This is a genomic window from Embleya sp. NBC_00888, from assembly GCF_045207655.1.
Taxonomy (GTDB): Bacteria; Actinomycetota; Actinomycetes; order Streptomycetales; family Streptomycetaceae; genus Embleya.
Genome location: NZ_CP108785.1, coordinates 903,399 through 920,950, shown reverse-complemented (window position 1 = coordinate 920,950; position 17,552 = coordinate 903,399). Strand labels below are relative to the sequence as shown.

The window sequence follows — 17,552 nt, the reverse complement described above, 5'->3', positions numbered from 1 at the left end:
TGGTCAGCGGCCGCGCGAACGCTTCGACCAGGACGGCCCGTTGGCATCCGGCATGTCGATCGTGAAGTCGTCGATGGGCGGCGCGGCATGAAAGCACAGGAGCGGGATGCCGTCCCCCGGATCCTCGTGGTGGGCGCGTACGCCGTCGACATGGATGTACCCGCCTACGACTTCAGCCATGGCAACCTCCTTCACCGCTCGCAACGCCGGCTCGGCAGGCCGTGACCTGCCCGGACCTGGAAGGCGCTCACATGCCACATTAATGGGAGTTGAATACGAATTCAAGTTCAATACATGGGTGGCAGGAGCGATCAGTGCCCGACCTCGGAAATGGTCGACATCGATCGCGGGACGTCCTGGCCGGCGTCGAAGACGACCAGCACATCCGGGTCGTAGGACGCGCCTCGGACATCAGCTGCCGTATGGGTTGGACGGCAAGGTGAGGGCGTGTTCCAGAAGGGTTGCCGCGGCCGCGCGGGCGTGCCGGCCGTAGTCCGCCTGGTTGAGCACCATGGCACGGCTTGCCGCTCCGTCCGCGAGGGTCACCAACTGCTCGGCCAGTGCGACCGGTTCACGACAGCCCGGTTCCGTCACCAGATCGGTGACCAACTGCACCATCCGGAGCTTCTGTTCGCGGGCGTAGGCGTGAATCGGATGGCTCTGGTCGGGGAACTCCGCCGCCGCGTCGATGAACGGGCACCCGCGCACCGGGGACGTGTCCGTGATCGGCTGATCGAACAGGTGGTGGATCCGTTCACGAGGGCTGAGGTCCTCGCGGGTCAACACGGTTTCCATGGTGTTCCCCGACGAGACGAGCGCCTGGAGGTGGGCGATCGCCAGTTCGTCCCTGGAGCGGAAATGGGCGTAGAGGGTGCGCTTGGACACCGGCGCCTCCCCGGCGACCTGCTCCATGCCGGTCGCGGAGATCCCCTGTCCCGCGAACAACCGGGCGGCGGCGGTCAGGATGCGCTCCCTCGCCCCGCGTCCCGGTCGTCGTGTCGTGTCACTCGTCACATCCATGAGGAAAGCATACGGTCGCGTTTACTTTGCTCCGCGTGCGGGACTACGGTCGACTCGAAGGAAACGTAAGCGTTTACTTTGATTCTCCCGGAGGAGTCCCATGACCCGGTCCGACCGCACCGAACTGAGCAACTACGCGGAGGAGTTGATCCGCGGCCGACGCGCGACGCGCGCCTTCCGGTCCGAGCCCGTGCCCGAGGAGACGATGCGCGCGATCTTCTCGCTGGCCGGCGCGGCACCGTCCAACTCCAACGCCCAGCCTTGGCGGGTGGAGGTCGTCAGCGGAGCACCGCGCGACCGCCTGGCGGCGTCCCTTCGGGCGGCCCACGTCGCGCGACGTACGTCGGTCGACTTCCCGTACGGCGACGACATCTACTCGCCGGTGCAGCAGGAGCGACGGGTCGCTTTCGGGAGCCGGCTCTACGGGACCCTGGGCATCGGCCTGGACGACCACGCGGCCCGCGCGGCCTATGACGCCGGGAGCCTGGACTTCTACGGCGCGCCGCACGTCGCGTTTCTTTTCGTCGCCGAACAGGACAACGCACGGCTGGCCGGCGACGTCGGCGCCTACATGCAGACGCTTCTGCTGGCGATGACCGCGTACGGCGTGGCGAGCTGCCCGCAGGGGCTGCTGAGCTTCTACGCCGACGATGTGCGCACCGAACTCGGCGGCGCCGCCGGGAAACTGCTCGTCGGGATCTCCTTCGGATACGCCGAGGACTCCGCACCGGTGAACCACATCGACACCGGACGTGCCGCGCTGGGGGAGACCACGACGTTCCACGACTGACGGTGAAGGACTGCCGTGGGCTCGGACCCCGGTCCGCAGGCCTGAACGGCGACCGTCCGTGCCGAAGGGCCGTTGAGGAACAGTGTGATTCGTCCGATCAACGTCCGCTCCGGAGTGGGGAGTTCGCCGTGGTGGTCGATCCACGCGGAGCGGTGGTGAGCCGGCGAGGGATGCGGTCACACGCCATCACGGAGGTGGTGCCGTAGCGGTCGGTGACACGTGGTGGCCGAGTTCGGCTCGCCCCGGGTCTCCGGCTTCGCGACGCGGCGTTCGTGCGGAACGCGCATTCGGCCGCACCGGTTTCGCCGGGTAGTGCGGATCGGCCGGTTCCACCGGGTCGCCCTCGCGCCCGGCCCGTTCCTACCGGCGCGAGCCCGGCTCGGTGAGGAGCCGTTCGCGTTCGATGGTCGGCGGACCGGGTCGTGTGCGTCGGGTCTCGATCCGTTCGCCGTGTCGGACACCGGTCGTCGTGTTGTCGCCTGGGGTTGTCGGGTCTATGCGTGGCCGAAGCAGCGGTCCCACCAGGTGGGTGGCCATCGCTCGTCGTCGCGCAGGATCGCGGGTCCGTCGTACCGGGTGTGAAGCAGTTCTTCGACGCGATGGCGCCGACGAGGCGAAAGCGCACGGCTCCTGGAGTTGACCCGATTGTGCACCACGCGTCCGTCCCGGCCGCCCTCGCCCGCCTTCTCGACCTGCCCGCGCACCGGTTGCGTCACCGAGACCCCGAGAGCGCGGGTACGGCGGCCTCGGCACTCATCGGGCACCGCCCGGGGACAATCGGGCCGGCCATCGGAAGACGTCGCCCGAGCACCGGCCCGGCCTTGTGCAGCGGGTGCAGCGCGGGTCGCCGGGGGTGCCGGCGGCCGACATTCGGTGGTGGTATTTGACAACCTGCGGTTGTCGGTCAGGGTAGGGGCCGTGAACTCTGTGTCCGTGCCGCCCGCGCCCGATCTCGACATGGCGCGTGTGCGCCTTCGCGGCGACCGCCGAGCTGCTGCACTTCCGCCGCGCGGCGGCCTCACTGGGCATCGGCCGGCAGGTGCCCGCCGGGAGGTGGGGGCGAACCTCGGCGACCGGCACGGCGTCGACCACGTGCGCGCCGACCCGCACTGCTTCACGCTGCTGCCCGCCGGCTCGCCCGTGCCCGAGGGGCGCGGCGTGCGGTCGATGCCGCTGGTCGATCCGATGTCGTTGTACGCGTGGTTGCTGCTGTGGCGCGATGACCACGCCCACCCCGAACTCAACGGGGTGCCGCGCATGTTCGCCGAGCAGGGCGCGGCGCGCCGCCGGCTGGAGTACGACCCCGACCACGACCGGCTGCCGGACGTCGAGCCGGGTGAGGCGCGGGGGACGTCGCCGGACGGAGGTGTGCGCGGTCGCGTGGGGTGAGTCGAAGTGCCGCCTGTCGCGCCCGGATACCCTCGGGGCATCGACTGGTGCCGGCGACGCCCCGTGTGCGGTCGGCGGGAGGCGCGCGTGACGCCGGTGGAAAAGCGCTCGTTCCCCCTTCCGGACCTGGTCGCTCTCGCGGCGTTGGCCGGTGCGGGCGACAGACGCCAGGCCGGTCTGGCGCTCGCCCGCGTCGGTGCCGAACAGCGCGCGCGGATACTGGAGTACTGCGCGCTGCGGCCGAGCGCCGTCGTGTGGTGCCTGCGGGACGGCGCCGCCGCCGACCGCGCGGCGTACGCCCGCAACCGATTCCTCGACCACCGGTCGATGGCCGCGCTCGCCGCCGACCCCGATCCGGACGTCCGGGCGGCGGTGTTCTTCCACCACAGGGTCCCGGGCTCGCTGCGCCGCCGGGTGCTGGCCGCTCTCCCGATCGCGCCGGTGCTGCGCCAACGGCTCATGAGCACGGACGCGCTGCCGGAACTCGGCATGGCGATGGACTGCCCCGATCCGGAACTGGCCGCCGAGACATACCGGACGATCCTCGGCAGGCGGTCGCTGCCACCCCATGGATCCGGCGCACTGGCGGCCGGCCCCGGCACGTCGTCGCCGCGCGGCCACGACTGGTTCACCGAGACGCTCGCGCTGCTGCGCCCGGAGAAGTGGACCGCCGACGACTGGGCCGAGACCGCCGTGCGGCACCTCGAAAAGCCGTGGCAGGACCGCGAGTGCGTGGCACTCGTCGGCGAACCCGCATGCCCGGCCGAGACCGCGCTGGCCCTGCTCGCGTACGGGCCGACCGACAACCCGCACACGTTCCCCGCCCGGGTAGCGCTGGACACCGGCACGGTCACGCCGGACGACATGCTGCGCCGCGGGCCCGGCGCGGCACGGTTCCTCGGGCTGATCGACGCGCTGCACTGGTCGCCGCCCAACGACGACTGGATCAGGGTGACCCTTGCCGAGGAGGAGGTGGCCGCCCTCGAACAGGGCCTGTGCGAGGCGGTGCGGACCCGGTTCGGCGCGGACCCCGGCGCCTGGCGCGCGGCCGCGACACTGCTCACCCGGGACGCCGAATACCCCGGCAGCGTCCTGGCGTTGCTCGACGAGGCAGCCACCGTCCCGTGGCTGAGCCCGCCCGGCTCGGCGAAGACGCCCGCGGGCAAGGCGCCTGCGCCGTGGACCGACTTCCCCTGGCAGCTGCGGCCGGCCCGTCCGCCGTCGGCCGGTCCTTCGCCGCTGCGGCCGCTGCTGTCCTGCGCCGACGCGGACGCGCTGTCCGCGATCCTCGCGGCGTTCGACGACGACGTCCTCCCGGAGCCGGCCGGGGTCGGCCGCCGGGCCTTGGTCGCGCCGGCGCTCGTCCCGCCGATCGCACGGGAGTTGGCCTCGCGCCGTCCCGAGGTGCTGCGCGACTTCGTGCCGGGCGTCGAGCACGACCCCGGCAAGCGCGCCGGGCTGATCGCGCTCGGCCTGGGCGAGGTGGACGCCGCGCTGCTCGCGGGCGACGCCCTCACCGCGTACCAGCGCGCGGAGCTCGTCGCCCGGACGCGGGGCCCGTCGCGAACCACGCCCCGGTCGGGGCCCCGATCTCATGGGACGTGGTCCTCGACGAGGTGGCCTCGGGACGCGCGGAGGGGAAGGTCCTCGACACTTTGAGCCGCCACCCCGCGCTGCCGGAGCCGGTCGCCGCCGCGCTGTTCGAAGCCGAGCCGCAGCGTTACGCCCGGCTGCTGGCGGCGCTGCCCCGGTCGACCGCCCTGGCGCTCCTGCCCGCCGCGGCCCGGGTGTGGGGCCGCCGCGAGGGCTCGGGGTGGACGCTCGTGCTCCCGGCGCTCGCCGAGTGCCTGCGCTCAGGCACGCTCACGCCGGACGACCTGCTGACGCGCACCCCGGCGGCCTCGTTCCTCCTGTGGGCGTTCGGCGACGAGCAGCGGAGCCGCGGGAAACTGCGGGCGCCGGCCGGGCCGTTGCGTGCGCTCGTCGACGCGCACCTCGGCGAGGACCCCGACGCGTGGACGATCGCGATGCGGCTGCTGCCGGACTTCGCGGGCTCGGTCGACGAGCTGCTCGCCACCGCCGGTCGCGCTGCCGGTCGTTCGTGATACCGCTTGTGATGTCTCGTCCCCGGAACCGGAGCCACCGCGACAATCAGACGTTCGGGCAAGTGGTGGACGACATTCGGTGAACGGCGGGCGGTGGCTCGCGGAAACCTCCGCGCCCGGCCGCATGTGGACGTTGATCAGCGCGGCGAGCGCGGGGTCGATCTCGATCGTGCAGACCCGGTCGGGTCCGGTGCGCCGATCTGGTGACGACAAACGTGCTTCGCCGGCAGGAAATCGCAGCTCGGCGCGCGTCGTTGTGCCGCGCGCATCGTGTGGGGGTGAGGCGCGGTGTGTCAGGGTTCCCGGGGTGTGATCGGGGCGTTGTCGATGTACAGGCACAGGGCGCCGTCGTAGGGGCACTTCAACCCCACGGACAGGCGCAGGACTCGGCCGTCGGCGGCTCGCGTGTGGGCGACGGCGACCAGGAACAGGTCGTGTCCCGAGGGGCATCGCGGATGGAGGAAGGCGCCTCCGGGGAGGGAGGTTTCGGGTATGGCTGTCTCGCAGTCGGCGACGGTGTGGACGCCGCCGTCGTCCACTTCCAGGGGCAGGCAGCAGCCCGCGCAGAAGCAGTTGCCGGCGACTGCCTCGAACTCGTCCGACGTGCAGTAGCGACACACGACGGGCCCGGTGACCCTGAGCTCGTCGGGACCCGCGCGATGGGTCCGTCTCACCAGCGCCACCAAGTCGTCGTGCTCGCCCGCCGCCGGATCGACCTCTGCACCCGTCGCGGCACGGATTTCCGCACCCTCGGGTACGGAGAAGGCCACGTACAGAGGTGTTCCGAGCACGGTGCCCGTGCCGTCGGGCGTCCTGTCGACGTGCAGACATCGTGCGAAGGCGGTCATCGGCTGCCGGCCGGACTTGAGCCCGCGTGTCAACGACTCGTACTCGCGGCCGAGGATGTCTCCCGCGAAGTCGTCGTGCGTCAGGAATTCGACGTCCTCCGGTTCCACGTCCCGCCGGCGCTCCAGGCGCACGACCCTTTCCAGCATGGCTCGTGTCCCGGGCAGGCTGGACGAGGCCTCGCCCCCGAAGAGGCGGACGAGGTGTTGTGTCGGCCGGTCCAGGAGGTATTCGGCGGAGCCGCCGAGGGCGAACCGGACCCCGTCCGTCTCGCCGACGAAGATCACGCCGTCGACGCCCGCCTCCGGGAGGCCGTACAGCATGGGCACGCCGCGGAGCCGGAACCAATGGCCGGTCCGGAGTTCCTCGTCGTGGACATCCTTTACGCCGTGCTCGCGTTCGAGGGCGCCCTCGACCTCGGATACGAACGCGATCACGTCCTCGGCTCGACTCGCCATGCCGTCCGCGATATCCGCCGAGGACGGGTGTCCGACCGTCCCGGCGGCGCCGTCCACTCGCGCCCGCGAGTCCGGGGGCAGGGTCCGCGCGATGCGCGCGACCTTGCGCGCGGACACGTAGACGTAGTCCCGGACCCCCGACCCGACGACCGTCGGGGTCGTCGAAGTCTCCGTGACCGCTTCGATGTTGGCCTTCAACACCAGATAGGAGAGGTGATCGGCGGAGTCCGGGCGAATGATGGAGAAGTGGTCGCCCGGAAGGACCCCGGTGTCCGGGAAGACGCCTCGGGCCGACGCCGGGGTCACCACGTTGTCCTGGTCGGCCGTGGATTCTCACCGAGTGCCCCGCCGCCTCCCCCGGCCGGGTGAGGCGGCCGCTTGGTCGGGGCCGGCGGTGGCTGGTCGGCGGGCTCGCTGCGGCCGGCTCCAACCTCTCCGCCGTGGCTGTCCATTGTTTCGCCGCCAACGGCTACCACGGTCAGAGTCGCGAGAACGCGGAGCTGCCGGGGTCCTCGTCGGTACCGGCGTCGACATGGTGCGGGTCGCGCACGACCCCGAACGCACCCGTTTCGGCCTCACTGCCACGGCGAGCGGACAGCCCGCGTTGCTGGACGACCCGTCGAACCCCCCTCGGTCGGGTTGCGCGGGGTTGGTGCTCCGACCTGTGGCTGCGTGCGGTGGCCGATGCTGCGAGGATTCTCCCGTGGTCGACGACGAGGAGTGGAGGCGGATCCGCCGCGGTTTGCGGTTCGGGCAGCGGTTCCTGGGGACGGTGGTCGGAGTTCCCCGGCCCGGGGCGATCGGGATCTTCGTGGACATCGGTCTTGCGGTCGGCGGGTTCGTCGATGTGCTCATGTTGCCCGAGGACGCCGGGCGGTGGCCCGACGAGGGCGATGTCGCCGAGTTCGAGGTGTGGTGGGCCGACGACCGGCCCCAGATCAGGCTGAAGCCCGTCGATTCGCGGTTCCTCAGGCACGACTTCGCCGAGCGGCGACCGGATTGGGCCGCCCGGATCGGGCAGTCGCTCCCGGAGCCGGCCCTCGGGCAGGACCCCGAACACCGCTGGAAGTAGTGGCATCGGCCGTCGGCGGGGGGGTGCGCCGGCACCCCGATCGTGCTGCTTTTTCGCTTGTTCGACTACCCGAGGGTGGCCGGTCCCGAGGGGACCCGGCCGGCGTCGGTGGGATTGACCCGGAAGCTCAACGACACCTCGATGATCCGCGCGCGGTAGGTGATCTCGACGTAGCAATCGGTATCCTCGTGGCGCCGGACGTACCCGCTCGGCGCACCGTGGAGCCGGCCGGCCCCCGTTGCGAACGAGGGCGCCGCCGGCGGGACGTTCGACGGCGACGCGATGTGCGTGAACTCGGGTGCGGTGTCCGGCTGTTCGCTTCATGTGAGGGCGAACCGGCCGATCGACCCCGGGCAGCCGGTCTTCCTCATCGCGTTCTGCGGCGGCGACAAGGTGCTCCTCGGCGGCGGGGTGTACGTGGGCACGACGACCCTGCGGCAGCGCGACTCCATGCCCAACGGCTCGGACGGCCGGTTCGTCGGCATGATCAACCCGGGGACGGCCGGCTGGTACTTCCACGTGTACGCGATCTGCGCCACGAGGTGATGCGCCGGCGAGGTGGTCCGAGCGCACGGTGTCGAGGCCGGTTCCGGTGAGGTGTTCGGTGCCGTCGACGATGGCGGTGAGCGCGGCCCGGCGGATCAGGCGGGCCAGGCTGCCGATCCGTCCGGCGGTGCGCCGCGGGCCTCATCGGTCCGAGTGCGATGGCCGTGGCGGTCCTGGATGGGTGTCCGAATCCTGGGTACGAGGGCGCCCGTGGTGCATGATTATCTGTATGGAGATGCCTGACTTCACGCTCTCACGCGCCCCTTCCGCGTACGCCTGCATGATCGTTCGCAAGCCCGCCGAGGAGGCCTTCCGCGCTTTCGCCGACCCGGATGTGACCTCCCGATTTTGGTACAGCAAGAGCAGCGGGCCGATGGTCGCGGGGGCCGAGTTGCGCTGGGAGTGGGAGACGTACGGTGCATCGGCCGAAGTCCGGGTCAAGGAGGTCCAGGAGGCCCGGCTGATCCGGTTCGAGTGGGGCAACTACGGGCAGCCGACCACCGTTGAGTTGCGGTTCACTCCGCGCGCGACAGGAGCCACGTTCGTCGAGATCACCGAGACCGGTTTCGAGGGCTCGGGGGATGACGCCGTGCGCTGGGTGAACGACACCGTCGGCGGATTCGCTACCGCCCTGTGCGCGATGAAGGCCCTGCTGGAACACGGCATCGAACTCGGCGCCGTCCCCGACCATCATCCGGCCTGACCGGCACGGCCCGCACCCGGTCGGTGGTCCCTGCCTTGTTGATGGGAAGGGCGAGCCCTTCGTAGTGTGTGTCGTCTCAACGCCGGGTCGGGGGAGGCCCGATGTGACGCCGGCAAGGTCCGGCATTGCCCGCAGGTAGTCCGCAACGCCCGTCAATTCGTCCAGTCGCTGTTCGTGCGCCGTGATCCTGTGGGCGTAGTGCGCGGTGGGACGTCGAGCCGGTTTCGTGGATCGGTGCGGGTGGCCGGCATGACCGAGTCGTGGGTCCCGACGTCCGAGCCGATGGTCAGGTCGACGAATATCCCGTCCGGGCCGAGTACTTCGCCCGGCTTCGGGAATTGGGGTCCGAACAGCGTCGCCACCAAAGGCAGTTGCCGGATGCCACATGTTGATCAGGAGAGTGGTGCGGGCCGCCTGTCACACACATCCGGAACCCCGCGCCCGGACCGACCCGGTCGGCCGGACGCGGGGCCCCGTCCGCCTCGACTTCGCCGTCGGGCCCCACCAGTGCCCTCGGTCGAGCGCAAGGGGACGGCGAGCAGCGACGATGAGGCTCGAGAGGCGGCGCCGAAATCCGGCCGGTGCTCGGGCCCGGTACGTGGCAACGCCGGGCCCGGGAGCGGGCATCCGTCGGGGACGAGACCGCACGGGACGTATCGGCGAAGACGCCACCCGTGTCGGCGGAGCCTCGTGGCTCCGAGCGAGCTCGATGCCGAGGGCGGTCCGCCCGGCTGCCCGCTGCCCGTTGCCCGGGCGCGGTGCGGGTGCGTGGGTGTCGCGTCGCGCCGGTCGCGAACGTGCGGTGGCGGTTGCTCAGCCGGTTCGGTAGCCGTCGTAGATGTAGCCGTAGCCGGAGGAGTAGTCCGTACGCCACCACTGGTTGCCGTACTTGTTGACGCACGAGCCGTTGATCCACTGTGGGGTGGAGAAGATGGCGTAGACCTGGGAGCTGCCCAGGGGCTTGGAGTGCAGGGGGGTGTCCGCCTGGAAGTACATGTACTGGCCCGAGATGGAACTGCACGACCAGTCGGCCGCGGCGTTCGCGGTGGCGGGCGCGACCCCCACGGCGGCCGCTACGGCGGTGGTGACCAGTAGCGCTTTGAGAGTGCCCTTCATGTTTTCCCCTGTGATGTAGAGGGATCAGGCGCCGAAACGGTGGTGCGTTGGGTGAGCCCCTGCGGGGCGACCCGGACGGACCTCACCGAGCATCGTTCGGGCCATCGGAATGAGCAACGGGACTGCGTTGTCCCGGACAAGCGGGACACCGTTCGGCCTGGTCAGAGCTTGGTCCGGGATGATGTTCGGGACAGCGCCCACGGATGGGATCGGCCTCGGCGGCCTCCTGTGGGGCCCCACCGCCCGCCGCGACCCGATCGCCTACGCATCCGTGGTCGCCGACCCCGGCTGGACGACCATCGCCATCTGCACCACCGAAGCCGGCGTCATGCTCGCCGTCGCCCTCATGCTCGGCGCCCTCCTGGCCCGCCCGCGCCTGCGCCCACTACTCCCGTACGCAGTCGGCCTGACCGTCGCCCTGACCATCGCACTCCTGGCCGCCAAAAGCGGCGGCTCCGCCAACCCGGCCCGGCAACTCGGCCCGGCGCTGCTCGCCGGCCACACCGCGAACCTGTGGCCCTACCTCCTGGCCCCACCGGCAGGCGCCCTCCTCGGGACCGCCCTGCACGATCGGCTCACGCCAACTCGCCCACACCGCACACCCACCCTTGGCACATGACGAAGACCCGGGCCGTCATCGTCGAGAGAGCCCGCCCTGCCGCGGTACTCCCTGCGGCTGCCCGATCCCCGCGCTCCCGCCCGCGAAGCCCGGGATTCCTCATGGTGTCGAGGGCGGCGATGTCGAAGCCGATGCTCTGCCGGACCACGAGGTCGTCGTCGTCGCGGATCCAGTCGATGGACCCGTCGACGAGGTCGACGATCCACCCGCGGCCGGCTGTGTCCGGGCGTTCGCCACGCTCACCGCCATGACCGGCGCCGAAGGATGATCCCGTCGCGACCGAGAGGGGTCGACGATGCCCGGGAGCACGATCTCGGTGGACGGTACCGGGCCGGCCTTGCTCGCGTTCGCGATCATCACGACTCCTTCATCGTTGGCGTGCGTGCCGATTGTTATGGCCTGTAATGAGGGATGGATATCCAAGCTTCTGCCGTCGAGGGTCGGATGTCGCGAAACTCTGGTCCAGACCAATCTGGTTCAGACCATTGACCGGTGGTTCGGACCTTTCCTAGGCTCATGCAGCCGCGACGGGTGTGTCGAAGCTCAGGACGCGCCTGTGTGGCGGCGCAGCGTCCCCCGCACGTTCGGACCGAGTTCGAGGAGTTCCCTTGAGCACAGGCACCGCACGACACGTCACGCACCCGCGAGACCCCGATCGGCCGGGCACCAGGCGCGGTCGTATGCTCATCGCTCTGCTCACGGCCCTGCTGTTGCCCCTGGGGGCCATCGTCGGCCTGACCGGGCCGGCCCACGCCGAGGGCGCCGGCGGCTCGGAGACGTCCGACCGGGGCTCCGGCTGGGGCAGGGACCGGCCGCCGACCGCGCCGGGCAGGCCCCACGCGAGCCACGTCACCGACACGTCGGTCAAGCTCTCGTGGCGCGCGGCCTGGGACGACCGGGGCGTGCGGAACTACGACGTGCTGCGCGACGGCGTCAAGGTCGCCACCGTTCGACACACGTCCTATGTCGACCGCGGCCTCAACAGCGGGACCGGCTACACCTACACCGTCGTCGCGCGCGACACGAGGGACCAGGTCGGTCCCGCCGGCGCCCCCCTGAAGGTGCGCACCACCGGCGAAGCGAAGATCAAGCTGGGCTACTTCACCAACTGGGGCCCCTACCTGGCCAAGAACATCGACACGTCCGGCACGGCCCGCAACATCACCCACATCAACTACGCGTTCGGCAACGTCGTGGGTGGCAAGTGCGTGGTCGGCGACCCCTGGGCCGACTACCAGAGGCCCTACGCCGCGGCCGACAGCGTCGACGGGGTCGCCGACACCCCGGAGCAGCCGCTGAAGGGCCACTTCAACCAGTTGCGCGAGCTGAAGAAGAAGTACCCGAACATCAAGATCCTCTACTCGTTCGGTGGCTGGACCTGGTCCGGCGGCTTCACCGAGGCCGTGCAGAACCCGGCCGCGTTCGCCGAGTCGTGCCACGGCGTGGTCGAAGACCCGCGCTGGGCCGACGTGTTCGACGGCATCGATCTGGACTGGGAGTATCCGAACGCGTGCGGTCTGACCTGTGACGCGAGCGGCTTCGGGTCGATCAAGACCCTGCTGGACGCCACGCGTGCCCGCTTCGGCACCGGCAACCTGGTCACCGCCGCCATCACGGCCGACGCCGCCCCGGGCGGCAGGCTCGACGTCGCCGACTACGGCGGCGCCTCGGGGGCCGTGGACTGGTACAACGTGATGACGTACGACTTCTTCGGGCCGTGGATGGCACAGGGCCCGACCGCCCCGCACTCGCCGCTGACGTCGTACCCGGGCATCCCCGTGCCGAACTTCAACTCGGCCGACGCCATCGCCAAGCTGCGGGCGAAGGGCGTACCCGCGAAGAAGTTGCTGCTCGGCATTCCGTTCTACGGCCACGGCTGGACGGGCGTCACCCAGAGCGAACCGGGCGGGACCGCGACCGCGCCCGCGTCGGGTGACGGGAGCTACCGCGCGCTCAAGGTTCGTTGCCCCGCCACCGGCCTGGCCGGCGGCACCTCGTACGGCCACTGCGGCAACGAATGGTGGGGCTACGACACCCCGGCCAGCCTCGCCGTCAAGACGAAGTGGGCCAAGGAACAGAAGCTGGGCGGCGCCTTCTTCTGGGAGCTGAGCGGCGACACCGAGAACGGCGAACTCGCCGCCGCCCTCAACGGCGGACTGGGATAGCCCACCCGCCCCACCAGGGGCAAGGTCGCGGTCGGACCCGGCGGGGCCGACCGCGACCTTGCCCCCGTTGCTCGCCGAGATCGGGGCCACCCGATTGACGTCTGGGGGCGGTGGGTATCCGGGGCACGGGTGTGCGCGTGCGAAGCGGTCCCAACACGGGATCGTCGCCGGTGACCACCCTCCCCGCCGGTGTGGAGGTCCTGGTCGGCTGCCAAACCCAGGGCGAGGAGATCATCATCGCGTCGTACACCAACCAGTGGTGGGCCTATCTGCCGCAGTACGGGGGTTACATCACCAACAAGACCCCGCGCGGTCCACCGCTCGGCGCCGAGATCGGGAAGAACCGGTGGATCTCCCTGGTTTCGGGTGCCTGAGTCCAGCGGTGCTCGGCTGCTTCCGGTCGAAGTCGGTGTTCAACCGCTGCCCGAGGTAACTCCCGGGTGGCTTCGGGCAGTTCATCCGCCTCTGCGGCGGCGTATTTCGACGGCGTGTCGGGTATGCCGCCCCTTCGGCGTGCTCACCTACGGGATGGGGAGGTGATGGGGAAATCGAAATACGTGTCCGGGTACGGTTCGTCGGTCAGCGTGTAGTGCCACCACTCGCAGTCGTATGCGCTGAAACCACTGGTTTCCATGAGGGTACGGAGGTGTCGGCGGTTTCTCGCTTCGGTCTGCGTGATCCCTTGTGCTCCGTGATGCGAGATGGAATCCATCAGGTCATGGCTGCCGCCCATGGGGAGGATCTCGCCGGAAGCCAGGTCGTAGAGTGTGAGATCAACGGTGCTGCCCCGGCTGTGGCCCGACTGGGTGGCCACATATCCCTGCTCGAACATCTCGGCCCGGCCGATGTTCGGATAGTGCCGCGCCTTCGTGCGGCCGTCCTCCGGCTGCCTTGACCAGCGAACGAAGCAGTCGACGGCGCGCTGCGGGCGATAGCCGTCCCAGAGGAGCAGGCCGAAGCCCAGGGATTCGGCCTTTCGGCGAGCTCGGTCCAGTCCTTCGCACAGCGCCCTCGTGCCGACGATCCGATTGGCCAGGTACCCGTCCACGGGCTTGCCGGTGAAGTTGTCCCAGGTGGCGTACTTGGCGTCCCAGCGTATTTCGCCCGTTCCGCCCGTTCCACCCGTTCCGGCTGTTGCGGACGCAAGTTCGTCCACGAAGACGAAGTCGTGCTTCATCGGGTCCTCCCCGTCAAGGCCAAGGACAGGATGCGATCGAGCACTTCACCGAGCGGTACGCCCGCGGCCGCCATCATGCGCGGATAGCGGCTGTACGAGGTGATGCCGGGGAAGGTGTTCACCTCGTTGAGGACCACTGTCCCGTCCTCCTTGAGGAACAGGTCCACCCGCGCGAGACCCCTGCACCCGAAGACGCGGTATACGGCCATGGCGGTCTCCTGGACGAGCAGGCGCGACTCCGCGGGTATGTCGGCCGGAACGATCACCGTCGCGTTGTCGGAACCGGTTTCCGGCGCATCCTCCTGATGGATCCGGAAGAATGCGTGGGAGAGAGCGATCCGGTCCACCTCGCCCGCCATCGGATCGAGTTCGTTCCCCAGGATGGCGCAGCCGATCTCGCTGCCGACGACGGCCTCTTCGATCAGTACCTTCGTGTCATACCGCCGCGCGGTCTCCACCGCGCTCCGCACTTCCTCCGCCCGGGACACCTTGGTGACGCCGAAGGATGAGCCCGAACGGGCCGGCTTCACGAAGACCGGATAGGTGAGCCGGTGGGGATCGATGGTCTCGTGCGCCGCGACGGTCCGGAAGTTCGGCGTGGCGATTCCCGCGCTCGCGGCGACGGTGTAGGCAAGGGATTTGTCCATGCACAGTGCGGAACTCTGCACATCGCAGCCCGCATAGGGGATGCCGGAGAGTTCGAGCAGCCCCTGTATCGCACCGTCCTCGCCGTGCTTGCCGTGCAGCACGGGCAGGACGACGTCCAGGGGGATCGTCTCGTACCACGCGTGCCCTCGTCCCCGCCCGTGTCCCTGTCCCTGTCCCTGCTCCTGGTCCTGGTCCTGGTCCTGGACAAGCAGTCCGTGCACGGTGCTGTCCGGCGAAAGCGCGGCGGGACGGCCGTTTCCGTTCTCCCAGTCCGTGTCGGGGCCGCCGCAGAGCTTCCAGGCGCCGTCCTTCGTGATGCCGATATAGAACGGTTCGTACTTCTCGACGTCGAGGTGCCGGGCGACCTGTTGCGCGGACTTTATGGAGATATGGTGCTCTTCGGAACATCCGCCGAATATGATGGCGACCTTCAGCTTATCCATGCCGCTTCCCGCTTTCGAATTTCAGGCAGTTGGCGAGAGAGTTTTCGACGGTGTCACGCAGGGCGTGGTCCGTGTAGTAGGCGATGTGCGGGCTGATGAGCACATTCGGCAGCTCGTGCAGCCGCAGCAGCGGTTCGCTTTTCACGGGCCGGGTTCGGCGGTCGGCGTAGAAAATTCCTTCCTCGCCTTCGACGACATCCAATGCCGCGCCGCCGAGTCTGCCGCTTTCCAGTGCCGATACCAGGGCCTCGGTGTCGACGAGCGCCCCCCGTCCGGTATTGACGATCAGCGCGCCCCGTTTCATCTGCCCGATACGCTGCCGGTTCAGCAGATGACGTGTGTCCGAATCGAGCGGCGTGTGGAGCGTGACCAGATCGCTCTGCCGCAGCAACTCGTCGAGAGGGACGTATTCGGCGGGGACCTTGGGGCGACTGTCGTGGGCGAGTATGCGGCAACCGAAGCCCCGCAACCTGTCCATGACCGCGGCGCCGATGCGTCCGGTGCCGATCACACCGACGGTCAGATCGCGCAGTTCCTTCCCGCGCACTTCGTTCAGCCGGTAATCGTGGACATCCGAGCGCCGGATGATGGATTTCGCGTCGCGTACCGCCATCAGCATCAACATCAACGTGAAGTCGGCCACGCTGTCCGGTGAGTAGCTGATATTTTCCACCGTGATGCCGATGCTGTCCGCGTATTCCACATCGATGTGGTTGCAGCCGATGCTCCGCGTGGAGACATACATCACGCCGGTTTGGCCGAGCCCAAGAAGAGCGGTGTTGGCGAGGGGAGTTTTGTGGCCGACGCTGATGGCCCGGCTTCCGGCTGCCAGCTCGATATTGCCTTCGGATACCGGCGCGTCCGTAATGGTCGGCGTCACACCGAAGCGAGGCGCCAACTCCCGGAACAATACGGCCTCGTCGGGGTCACACCCATAGACGGTGATGCGATGTGTTTCGCTGTGGGTCATGCGTACAGTCAAGGCTGTGTAGCGTTGTCGGAACGTATGTGGATTTCGATATACCGGCGATACGCGGCGGCGCCTTGACCGGTGGCCTAACCCACCGGGCGACTCGTCAAGGCGTCCCGGGGTCCGTCTCGACGAAGTGGTCGCCCAGCAGGTGTAGTTGGGCCTGCCGCCTGCCGCCTGCCGCCTGCCGCCTGCCGCCTGCGGCTGGTCGGGCCTATCGTCCGCGGCGCCTCATGTAGAGGTCGAAGGCCCGGTAGACCATCGGCCGCAGAGGCAGGTCCCACTCGCCCACGTACCGCACCGCCCGACCACCGGTGCCGACCTTGAACCGGATCAGCCCGACGTGCGGATCGTCGGCGTCCAGGGTGGGGGTGATGCCGCGCAGGTCGTAGACGTCGCAGCCGGCCGCGAGCGAGTCGCGGATCATCGTCCACTGGCAGGCGTTGGACCCGCGCACCTCGCGCTTGTCGGTGGAGGAGGCGCCGTAGGAGTACACCGCGTGGGCACCGACGCGGACCAGGATCGCGGCGGCGACCAAGTCGCCCCGGTGGCGGGCCAGATAGAGCTTGATCCGTTCGGGATCCTCGGCGCTCAGCGCGGCGAACATGGTCTCGAAGTAGCCCAGCGGCCGGGGTGTGAAGCGGTCCCGCTCGGCGGTGTGGGCGTAGAGGTCGTGAAACGCTCTCAGGTCCGCGCCGACCGTACCGACCGTGACCTCGACTCCCTCCTTGGCCGCCTTCTTGATGTTGCGGCGCCACTGCTGGTTCATTCCGCCGAGCAACTGGTCCCTGGTCCTGCCGGCCAGCGGTAGCTCGTACTTGAACTGCGGATGCCCGACCCCGAAGCCGTCCCGAGGGCTCTGCGGCAGCCAGCCCGCAGCCCTGAGCCAGTCGGCCACCCGGGCGCCGACCGGGTCGGACCACTGGCCGGGCACGTCGGTGAGCCGCCTGATACCCGGGTCGGCGACGCCCTCCTTGACCTGGGCGGCGCTCCAGGTGTTCGTGCGCACCGGCGGGCCGAGCCGGATCGCGAACGCGCCGTGCGCCTTGAGCCGGGCCGCCAGCGGGTCGAGCCACACGCCGAGATCGCCGGTCCAGTCGATGTCCGGGCCCTCGGGCAGATAGGCCAGCGTGAACCGTTCGAGCCTGGGCACCCGTCGGTGCAGGACGAGTCCGGCACCGACCGGTTGCCCGCCGTCGAACCAGCCGAGGGACTCGCTGCGCCACTCGGTCTTCACGCGGCCCCAGGCCGGCGTCTGCAGGAAGGTGGTCGAGCGTCGGGACCGTACGAACGCCAAGTGCTCGGTGGAGCTGATCGGCCGGACGGTCAAAGGCCCGCCCGAGGCGCCCGTTCCCGAGTGCCGCCGGGTTCCGGCTGCTGTGTGTACCGGTTCGCTGTAGGACATGCCGCCAGTCAAGGCAATGTGGTGTAGCGGGCGCGTATGCGGTTTTCGATACGGCGGCGATATGTTCCGCGACCTTCGGC

General features: G+C 69.7%; 18 protein-coding genes. 10 read left to right on the top strand and 8 right to left on the bottom strand.

Going from position 1 to position 17,552, the window contains the following annotated elements; all coding sequences use genetic code 11:
• Window positions 1–3: 3 nt before the first annotated feature.
• Both OG948_RS38205 and OG948_RS38200 read right to left on the bottom strand, forming a co-directional pair.
• Window positions 4–180, bottom strand: a complete 177-nt coding sequence (locus tag OG948_RS38205) for a hypothetical protein (protein WP_331769572.1) — start codon at window positions 178–180, stop codon at window positions 4–6.
• A gap of 231 nt (window positions 181–411) precedes the next feature.
• A complete protein-coding gene (locus OG948_RS38200) occupies window positions 412–1,020 on the bottom strand; it encodes a helix-turn-helix domain-containing protein (protein WP_331769571.1) in 609 nt (202 codons plus the stop codon).
• Between the two features lie 100 nt (window positions 1,021–1,120).
• Here OG948_RS38200 and OG948_RS38195 point away from each other — a divergent pair, with 100 nt between their 5' ends.
• The 4 genes from OG948_RS38195 to OG948_RS38180 all read left to right on the top strand — a co-directional run bounded on the left by OG948_RS38195 (window position 1,121) and on the right by OG948_RS38180 (window position 5,304).
• Entirely contained in the window at window positions 1,121–1,810 is a 690-nt protein-coding gene (locus OG948_RS38195; protein WP_331769570.1) for a nitroreductase, read from the top strand.
• Window positions 1,811–2,863: 1,053 nt separating this feature from the next.
• Window positions 2,864–3,199 (top strand): hypothetical protein, encoded by a 336-nt coding sequence (locus OG948_RS38190; protein WP_331769568.1) that lies wholly within the window; start codon window positions 2,864–2,866, stop codon window positions 3,197–3,199.
• Between the two features lie 87 nt (window positions 3,200–3,286).
• Window positions 3,287–4,858 carry a hypothetical protein gene (locus OG948_RS38185; RefSeq protein ID WP_331769567.1) on the top strand — a complete coding sequence of 524 codons (1,572 nt, stop codon included), beginning with the start codon at window positions 3,287–3,289 and terminating at the stop codon, window positions 4,856–4,858.
• On the top strand, window positions 4,855–5,304 hold the full coding sequence (locus tag OG948_RS38180; RefSeq protein WP_331769566.1) for a hypothetical protein: 450 nt from the start codon (window positions 4,855–4,857) through the stop codon (window positions 5,302–5,304). Before OG948_RS38185 ends, OG948_RS38180 begins: the two co-directional genes overlap by 4 nt.
• Window positions 5,305–5,597: 293 nt before the next feature.
• Here OG948_RS38180 and OG948_RS38175 read toward each other — a convergent pair whose 3' ends face one another.
• Window positions 5,598–6,914, bottom strand: coding sequence for an SAVMC3_10250 family protein (locus OG948_RS38175; RefSeq protein WP_331769565.1), 1,317 nt, complete (start codon window positions 6,912–6,914; stop codon window positions 5,598–5,600).
• Window positions 6,915–7,311: 397 nt separating this feature from the next.
• Between OG948_RS38175 and OG948_RS38170 the strand changes: the two genes are divergently transcribed.
• From OG948_RS38170 to OG948_RS38160, 3 genes are all read left to right on the top strand, one after another.
• Window positions 7,312–7,680 (top strand): hypothetical protein, encoded by a 369-nt coding sequence (locus OG948_RS38170; protein WP_331769564.1) that lies wholly within the window; start codon window positions 7,312–7,314, stop codon window positions 7,678–7,680.
• Window positions 7,681–8,004: 324 nt separating this feature from the next.
• Window positions 8,005–8,226 (top strand): hypothetical protein, encoded by a 222-nt coding sequence (locus OG948_RS38165; protein WP_331769563.1) that lies wholly within the window; start codon window positions 8,005–8,007, stop codon window positions 8,224–8,226.
• Window positions 8,227–8,455: 229 nt separating this feature from the next.
• Window positions 8,456–8,929 (top strand): SRPBCC family protein, encoded by a 474-nt coding sequence (locus OG948_RS38160; protein WP_331769562.1) that lies wholly within the window; start codon window positions 8,456–8,458, stop codon window positions 8,927–8,929.
• An 813-nt stretch (window positions 8,930–9,742) separates the two neighbouring features.
• Here OG948_RS38160 and OG948_RS38155 read toward each other — a convergent pair.
• Window positions 9,743–10,045, bottom strand: coding sequence for a hypothetical protein (locus OG948_RS38155; RefSeq protein ID WP_331769561.1), 303 nt, complete (start codon window positions 10,043–10,045; stop codon window positions 9,743–9,745).
• A 109-nt stretch (window positions 10,046–10,154) separates the two neighbouring features.
• Between OG948_RS38155 and OG948_RS38150 the strand changes: the two genes are divergently transcribed.
• The 3 genes from OG948_RS38150 (at window position 10,155) to OG948_RS38140 (ending at window position 13,203) form a co-directional block, all read left to right on the top strand.
• Complete coding sequence (locus OG948_RS38150; protein ID WP_331769560.1) at window positions 10,155–10,664, top strand: aquaporin; 510 nt, start codon at window positions 10,155–10,157, stop codon at window positions 10,662–10,664.
• Between the two features lie 680 nt (window positions 10,665–11,344).
• Window positions 11,345–12,829 carry a glycosyl hydrolase family 18 protein gene (locus OG948_RS38145; protein WP_331769559.1) on the top strand — a complete coding sequence of 495 codons (1,485 nt, stop codon included), beginning with the start codon at window positions 11,345–11,347 and terminating at the stop codon, window positions 12,827–12,829.
• 170 nt (window positions 12,830–12,999) lie between these two features.
• On the top strand, window positions 13,000–13,203 hold the full coding sequence (locus OG948_RS38140; protein ID WP_331769558.1) for a hypothetical protein: 204 nt from the start codon (window positions 13,000–13,002) through the stop codon (window positions 13,201–13,203).
• 143 nt (window positions 13,204–13,346) lie between these two features.
• Here the strand turns inward: OG948_RS38140 and vanX are convergent, their stop codons facing one another.
• From vanX to OG948_RS38120, 4 genes are all read right to left on the bottom strand, one after another.
• Window positions 13,347–14,006, bottom strand: coding sequence for a D-Ala-D-Ala dipeptidase VanX (gene vanX, locus OG948_RS38135; protein WP_331769557.1), 660 nt, complete (start codon window positions 14,004–14,006; stop codon window positions 13,347–13,349).
• Window positions 14,003–15,097, bottom strand: a complete 1,095-nt coding sequence (locus OG948_RS38130; protein WP_331769556.1) for a D-alanine--D-alanine ligase family protein — start codon at window positions 15,095–15,097, stop codon at window positions 14,003–14,005. Before OG948_RS38130 ends, vanX begins: the two co-directional genes overlap by 4 nt.
• Window positions 15,090–16,067: a D-isomer specific 2-hydroxyacid dehydrogenase family protein gene (locus OG948_RS38125; RefSeq protein WP_331769555.1), complete on the bottom strand. Its 978-nt coding sequence runs from the start codon at window positions 16,065–16,067 to the stop codon at window positions 15,090–15,092. Before OG948_RS38125 ends, OG948_RS38130 begins: the two co-directional genes overlap by 8 nt.
• 214 nt (window positions 16,068–16,281) lie before the next feature.
• Window positions 16,282–17,472, bottom strand: coding sequence for a peptidoglycan bridge formation glycyltransferase FemA/FemB family protein (locus tag OG948_RS38120; RefSeq protein WP_331769554.1), 1,191 nt, complete (start codon window positions 17,470–17,472; stop codon window positions 16,282–16,284).
• Window positions 17,473–17,552 lie beyond the last annotated feature (80 nt).